The sequence below is a fragment of the Clostridium sp. LS genome, from assembly GCF_002760435.1.
GTDB lineage: Bacteria > Bacillota > Clostridia > Clostridiales > Clostridiaceae > Clostridium.
In genome coordinates this window covers 25,250-32,983 of the sequence record NZ_AUUU01000040.1, presented here as the reverse complement: position 1 = coordinate 32,983, position 7,734 = coordinate 25,250, and the positions used below count along the sequence as shown (strand labels likewise).

Genomic DNA, 7,734 nt, shown 5'->3' with positions numbered 1-7,734 from the left:
AAGAATTATAAAGTCTATTGTTACTATAGAGTCAACTTGTTTTTTATAGGAATTTGTATTTCCGTAATAAAGTCATCAGGATTTCTAGTTATTGAAATATCTATATAGTATACCTCCACTGGTTTTCCTATTACACTAAGCTTATTTCTATTAGCATAGTCTAGTAATTGACCATAAGTTTTGGGCTTATTAGCATGAGCTCCTAAGTGCATTTTGCTCAAATAATACCCTCCCTGTATTATTTTACAGTTTTCTTCTGATGTATATGCTTCTTCAAGCTCAATGCAGAGCTTAATATCACAAGGTTCTCCCAAAATTCTTTCTCCATAATATATAGCCATTGGATTTCCTATAGTTAAGTATTTTTTCACCCCAACTATTTTCATAGCATCATTAAATAATTTAGTGAACCCATTTTCATTTAGTTCTATAGTCCTTCTTAAATAAATAACATTTCTTATTGGAACCTTTTTTATCTCTATACATGAAAAATCAGCATTTTTGTACATATTAATGTTATCAATGTATAATTTTAGGGTTTTATCAGCATACAATAACTCATTAATTTGTTCTTTAATCTCTTGTCTTTTTTGATCAAATATAGACTTTATTCCTAACATGTCATTTCTATGTAAAAACACATCTATTTCACTTAATGATAAACCTAATACAGCCATTTTTTGAATTATCATAACAATAACAGTTTGATCAGTACCATAGAATCTATACCTTGTTTCCGTATCTATAAATTTAGGTTTTAAAATTCCTATTTTATCATAATAGCGCAATGCTTGAATTGAAATAGAACATATCTTTGAAAACTTACCTATAGAAAACAATTCTTCATCCATATAAATCACATCCTAAATGTTGTGTTTCGCTGTTTGTATGTAAGATATAATAGCGCATTTTGATACAATTTAGAATATTTTTATTCATATAAAAGCTACTACTTTCAACAACTACAAATAAAGTCTACGTCATTTATGATACGGTTCACCGTATCAGTAGTAAGTGATAACTATTTTAGGACATCCGTTAATAGTAATTAGATATTAAGTTTATTATTATGCTAATTACTTTTCATATTTAAATTTTTGATTCTCAATTAATAAACTCAACCTTTTGCTCCAATCACTTCCGAGATGTGCATTTAATAATATTATAATTTCTTCTAGCGTCCATATTTGAATACGAGAATCCAGTTTTTTTAATCTTTCATTTACATAGCCAGTGCAGAATAATACCCCTCTATTTATGTTATCCTTAATTACAGTATATCCGAATGCTTTAACAGTCTCATTAGATAACTCAGTAGTTTTATAAAGCTTACATTCCGCATAAACCACTTCTTTACCATCTTCTCTATCTATTCGTGCTATAATATCTTTTCCACCATCTCTAGTCGCTGGTGTTATTTCTGTTTCATATCCTATATTCTCATATAAGCTTCCAATTAAACATTCGAACTCCCTAGGATTTAATTGCAATATACTATTTTCTAATCCTTTATTAGTATATATGAATTTTGCTTCAATTATTGATATGCATTGCTGTATTCCTATAATCCTATCATCAGGCATGTACGCTATTTCTGCATCCATATAACTATTTAATGCCTTGATTGCTTTGTATGGATTAAAAGGTAATAATTGCAATATCCATGTTAACCCTTCCCACGCATTTTGACCATTTTCGATTCTCCTATATTTCTCAATATTATTAAATCCTTTAAGTGATTTTTTCAAATTATCAGCAATTTCATTTGGTATCTGCTCATTTTCAAGTGTCTTAGCCATTACGAGATAATCTTTATAGCTTAATTTATCTGAGTTTTTTGTAAAAGGGAATAGTAAGTATCTTACCAATTCTTTAACCTCTTTTTCACTTTTATTATCAATGTTATTTACATATTCTTCCACCCATTCCACATATGGTATTCTGAATCTAGGGTATACAGTTTCATTCTCCCTTACCAATTGATACCACTCGTCAAAATTATTAAAATTGTCTGTATAAAGACCTTCTAAAAGCTCCATTTTATCACTCCATTCTATATTTTTTCTTAACCTCTATGATATACATACTAAGCTAAATGTTAATGAATATTATACCATATATAAATAGCCATTTACCATATACAGGAATTTTTCATTTCATAAAATACTCTCAATCTTAATAGTTCATTATATAATCAACATAATATTATATACAAATCTTTATATTCACAGGATTTATCATTAACTTTCTCCTAGAAACAAAATAAGAAGGAGAACCTCCTCCAGTTCCATCTGGGCTTGGTTCTCCTCCATTACTTAGGTAACTTATTAAGTTATCATTTATATTAAGCTCTATTGACTCTATATCTCTAGTTTTGTTTATAGTTATTTTAGAAATTAGCATATGCAGTAGCCTCTTTTGTTGTTCCCTTGATGGCAACTCTGACAGCATCTTACTGAAACTTGACAGTATCTCTCTTACAAGCTCATATGAAACCTCTTGCACACCATCGTCTAGTATGTTGCTTTTTAGGCTGTTTACCTCCTGTTGGAGCATTTCTTCCCTAGCCGTTATCTCTGCCATTCTGTCGGCGAAGTCTTTTTTAGTTATTATTTCTTCCTCATAGGCTTCAAATACTTTCTTCTTCTTAGCTTCTAGCTTTTCCAGCTCCTTCAAAATCTTTTCTAGTTCATCTTTTGATGGGTCTACCATTGCTTTTCTAGTTGTATTTATGTTTGCTACTATATCCTTTATTAACTTATCATTATTTAGAAGTTCGGATAACTTACCAAACACATAATCATTAGCTTTATCGACATTTATTGAATTACTATGACAAACTGCTGTTCCTTTATTCTTCCAAGCACCGCAACAATAGTATTCTATCCTATGCCTTGTCCCATCTTTTCTAGCTTTAGAACTTCTCATGATGACCATACCCGCTCCGCATTGAGGGCATTTTAATATTCCAGTCAAAGGAAATTCACCGTCATATATCCTAGAAGGTTTTCCCTTACTATCTTCCATCATTCTTTGCACCTTATCCCAAAGCTCTTGTTCTATTATAGGTTCATGAATACCATCTACTACTAATGGATTAGGGTTTTTATGTCTCCTCCTTTTCTCACTCCAATTTTGTAGCACATTGTATCTTATCTTTCCTATATATACTAGATTTTTTAGTATGTCCTTTATTGCATTTACTGAGAATGGATTTCCTCTTTTAGTTGTATATCCAAACTTATTCAGATAGCTTGTTATTGCCTTATAGCCATTGCCTTCTGAATACATAGTGAAAATGGTCTTTATAATCTCTGCTTCTGATTCATTTATGACAAGCTCCGTATCTTTTCTCTTTTTGTTAGTCGAATCAGACTTTTCCCTTAAATTATATCCCAGTAAAATATTACCATTCCAACGGCCTTCTCTAGCCCTGGCTAACATTCCCATTTTTACATTCTGAGCTATTGTTCCACGTTCTAACTCACCAACAGCACCCATCATTTGTAGTGAAAATTTTCCCATAGGTGTTTCTGTTTCAAAGTTCTCTGAATATGATTTGAAAGATATATTATTCTTCTCTAGCAAGTCCACTATTTGAAGCAAATTTAGCATATTTCTTGCTATTCTATTTATCTTCCATGTAATTACCATATCAAACTTTTTTTCGTCTGCATCTTTTAGCATTTCTTTCATTGCAGGTCTTGCTTTTATTGACTTACCACTTATACCTTTATCCGAATATATTTTGAATATAGTATAGTCATTGTCTTCACAAAACTTCCTCAATAGACGTTCTTGCTCTTCAATGCTATACCCTTCTTCTGCTTGCTCCGTAGTTGAAACTCTACAATATATTGCTACTATTTTGGACATCTTTCCTCCACATCCTTACTATCAAATTTCTTGATACTAGCTTTAAGGATGATTTCAGATATCACCTCAATTATTTCATTTATTGTTGCCTGCTCCCTTTTGTTTTCCATCTTCATTCATCCTTTCTAGTATCCAAATTTATAATATATATTTGATAAATATTTATGATTCATTTAACAAGTATTTGTTTAGTATTAAATCTTAGAATTTTCTGTGTTCCAAAATTTTATGACTTAGATTTATTTCTATAGTCTTGGAGGAATGAAACCAACAAGACTAAATTCATAAATTAACCATTATATTAAACAATATATCCCTTTGCTATTTTGGACTTATACCAATTATATCCTTGCACAGAGTAGTTAGAATTCATAACATTATTGCTACCGAGGATATAGTCCATATAGAACTTTTTAGCTTTACGACTTCCATATTTAGGGGTGTAAGTTTCTAATATCTCTTTATACTTAGGAATTTTCATTAATTCCTTTAAGTATCTCACATAAACTTTTTGGTTTTGAATTTCTTCTATAATAATTTGATTCCTAATATTTTCATCTAAATACTCTCCTACAAACAAATTTGCTTTCGGAGTAATTTTCATAGCTTCTATAGCTGTATCTCTTGAAGGATTAAACAAATATTTTTCTACCGCTAATCTTTGTCTATTGGTAAACTTATTAATTTCAAATACCTTACTTAACAAAGAACTATAGCTTATTTTTGTCTTATTTTTATTTGGACTCATAAACTTATTTATGTACCTCCAATTAAGATATAATTCTCTTAATTGAGGAAGTTGTGAGATAATAGTTATGTCAAACTCAGTATTCAAATCTATGTATAGTATTCTCAAATTAATTAAATTAGATATAACCATAAAGTCTGTTATTGAATTTTGATATATGCACAATTCTTTTAGATTCGTTGCATATTCTAATCCAGTTAAATCTGTGATATTAGTGTTATAAAGTCGTAGTTTATCCAATTTTTCCATATCTAATGAAGTTATTTGCCTATGTTTTATACCTAATTGATTTCTAATAAACTTTGCTAATTTTTTATCTGCTATTTTAACCTTAATGTTATTCATAATTACATCTCCATTCTAGATTAAGAATTTTCATCAAATTTAATTGAATATAAAACTGCATTGATTACTATTTCAATTACATTAGCTTTGTTTTCCATTACATAAAACTCATTATCACTTAGATTTATTCTTATCATCTTGGAGCTTTTATTGCTCCAAGACTTATTATTGTCATTATTTGATTTTTACTATTATTACTGGTGAATCTTCGCTAGTAGTATATTGTATGTCACCAAAAGTCATTGAGGTTCTATTGGAAAAGTCTAACTCAAATGCTTCTGCAATTTCTGTTACCAGTGGTGTTGAGTATACAATTGCTTTTCCATTGCTATCTTTCACATTGAAGTCATTATCGTTATTAGGTAGATTAGCTCCAATTATTACACTTGTATCACTGAATGCAAATTGCAATGTGTTTGGCTTTCCAAGATGCTCATATCCTTGTTTTGCAATTGTAGCTCTATTACCTGATTGAGCTTTTACTACTGAAAAACCACCTTTATTAGAAGTTGCTCTTATGATATTTTTAGCCGAACATGGAGTTGCAGTCCTTACTATTTCAGTCACATTAGCTTCGTCTCTTATTGCAATTTCTTCTGTATTTTCTGTTATAGTTGCTTCTATGACTTGTCCTTTTGTTGCTATTGGTTCTACTTGTACAGTTGTTTCTTGTATGTTTTTATCCATGTTTACCACTTCCCCATTCATATTATTTTCTGATTGTATTCTTCTTTTTACTGACATATACTTCATCCTTTCCACTTAGCTTTCATAGTTTCTTAGAAATTCCCCATGTTCCCCTTTTGTTTTTTCAAATCCCCCTCTGCTGAGTCCTCACATTATCTAGCCATACCCCGATTTCCCCTATTTCCCTTAGAAAATGGAATGTATTTGTTTATTTTTAGATTGGAAAACGCTTATATATTTATATTTATTTTGATAGGGTTTTAGGGGGAACTAGGGTAATTCCTTATTTTATCTTGGTTAGCAAGAGGGGTTTGTTCCCCTCTTTCCCCTAACCAACAGGATTTGGATAGCTATTTACAACATATTCTCTTAATTCTTCTCTAGGTATCTTTAAGATGTATACTGTATCACGCTTACTCTTTGAATTTACAGTTACACGATTTGTATTTTTACCAACTTCAGTTATCAAATAGCCCTTTTCTTTCCATTCTTTAATAACGACTTTAACATCCTCATAATTTAATTCTCTTAATTGCTTCTCCATTACATTTTTAATCACTGCTACCTTATAGAAGGTTACTTCTGATTCAATCTTGCCCCAACAATCTCTAGGTGTAAAAGCACTATCTTTGATTTTGAACTTGCTTACGTTTTGATTTATTAGTTGTATAACATCTGTGAAAGCTTTTTCTCCAATATCTCTATCTTCAATGCTTTCAATTTCATTGTTGGCTAGAAAATTCAATACTGCTTCTAAGTCAATATCTAATCCTAAAGCTTCATTAGCTATATCTCCACCAGTCATAATAATTGCAAATTTATTTGCAACTCGATTCTTAAATGGATTATCAGGTATTACTTCTAAACACTTAGCTTTCCAATAGTCCCATTTTTCATCTATTATTTCAAAGCCTTGTTTAAAGATATGCTTCATAAACTCAACACCTGCATAACCATAATTCTCACTTATTATAGCTTTTATGTTTTCCGCATTCTCAGCCGATTTAGTCCATTCAACACCTTCAAAAGTAAAAGCTCTAACTCGTAAGCCACCATTATTGTTAGCTCTCTCAAAAATTGATTGCTCACCTGTTGAAATTATTGTAGTTGCCCACTTAACTGTCTTTCTTTGAACTATATCTTTTTTAAGACGAGATTTATCTTCTCCGCTAGCTATTGTATATATTTCTCCAGACATATCCATATTCTTTATCATTGAGAATTCATCAAAAACTAGAGGTATTCCAAAATTTCCTCCTAAAGAATTTATTATGGCATTAGTTGTCCCATTCCATGTTCTGAACAGTCCTCTATCTTTAGTTTCTGGTATACCAAAAGGTGATACTGCTGCTTTGCTGACTGTTGTCTTACCAGATGTGCTTTTTCCTGCTATATGAAATATCAATGTATCTGTATTTTTATTTGTACTATACAAATACCCTACTATTGGAGCTGAGAATCCTATACACATCATTGCTTCAAGAGGTGTATTTCCTTTTATTTCAGTGTGATACATATTAGTCCATGATCCAAGAGTTCCACTACAAGATAAATTGAATGTTGGATCATCTAAGTTATTAATAGCTTTAATGCTAGGATTATTTGTAACTAATTCATTTAGCCTAAATTCTAAGTTTCGGCTACTATCAAAATGCCATCCTACATTATTGTAAATGTATTCATGTCCAACTAACTTCAATTGTTTTAGCAAATATCTTCCTAGAAACTTTTCATCTTCTGGTGGTATATCTACGCCATATTTCAACAGTTCTGGTAACTTATTTGCTCTAAGCATTTCCATGGTAACGTTTATAGTATTGTATGTACCTTGATATTTATAGAGAAGACTTATATATGCTTCCTTGGTATCTATATTTGCAATAGTTTTTTCAATGACAATAGGTTCACACATTTTTACATCTTGGACTTTTCCATCTACATTCATTGGCAAATACAATCCGTTGTCATTTAAAGTGAATTTTCCAAATTTGTGTTCTTCTCCGCTCATTAACGATTGTGAATTTATTACTAATACTCCCATATCTTTGTCTCCTCACATTACAAATTCATATATGGAA

Annotated in this window: 7 protein-coding genes; all 7 read right to left on the bottom strand. The window is 30.6% G+C overall.

Annotated elements, in window-relative coordinates:
- Positions 1–23: 23 nt before the first annotated feature.
- A complete protein-coding gene (locus COL3_RS10525) occupies positions 24–851 on the bottom strand; it encodes a MerR family transcriptional regulator (RefSeq protein WP_008422941.1) in 828 nt (275 codons plus the stop codon).
- Between the two features lie 225 nt (positions 852–1,076).
- Entirely contained in the window at positions 1,077–2,039 is a 963-nt protein-coding gene (locus COL3_RS10520) for a restriction endonuclease (RefSeq protein ID WP_008422940.1), read from the bottom strand.
- Positions 2,040–2,205: 166 nt separating this feature from the next.
- Positions 2,206–3,876 carry a recombinase family protein gene (locus tag COL3_RS10515; protein ID WP_008422929.1) on the bottom strand — a complete coding sequence of 557 codons (1,671 nt, stop codon included), beginning with the start codon at positions 3,874–3,876 and terminating at the stop codon, positions 2,206–2,208.
- Positions 3,864–3,986, bottom strand: a complete 123-nt coding sequence (locus tag COL3_RS29555; protein ID WP_008422927.1) for a hypothetical protein — start codon at positions 3,984–3,986, stop codon at positions 3,864–3,866. The genes COL3_RS10515 and COL3_RS29555 overlap by 13 nt, the downstream gene beginning before the upstream one ends.
- 191 nt (positions 3,987–4,177) lie before the next feature.
- Positions 4,178–4,969 (bottom strand): hypothetical protein, encoded by a 792-nt coding sequence (locus COL3_RS10510; protein ID WP_008422926.1) that lies wholly within the window; start codon positions 4,967–4,969, stop codon positions 4,178–4,180.
- Positions 4,970–5,143: 174 nt separating this feature from the next.
- The gene (locus tag COL3_RS10505) at positions 5,144–5,713 is read right to left on the bottom strand and encodes a hypothetical protein (protein ID WP_008422925.1); all 570 of its coding nucleotides are present in this window, start codon (positions 5,711–5,713) and stop codon (positions 5,144–5,146) included.
- 271 nt (positions 5,714–5,984) lie between these two features.
- The gene (locus COL3_RS10500) at positions 5,985–7,697 is read right to left on the bottom strand and encodes a DUF927 domain-containing protein (protein ID WP_008422923.1); all 1,713 of its coding nucleotides are present in this window, start codon (positions 7,695–7,697) and stop codon (positions 5,985–5,987) included.
- Positions 7,698–7,734 lie beyond the last annotated feature (37 nt).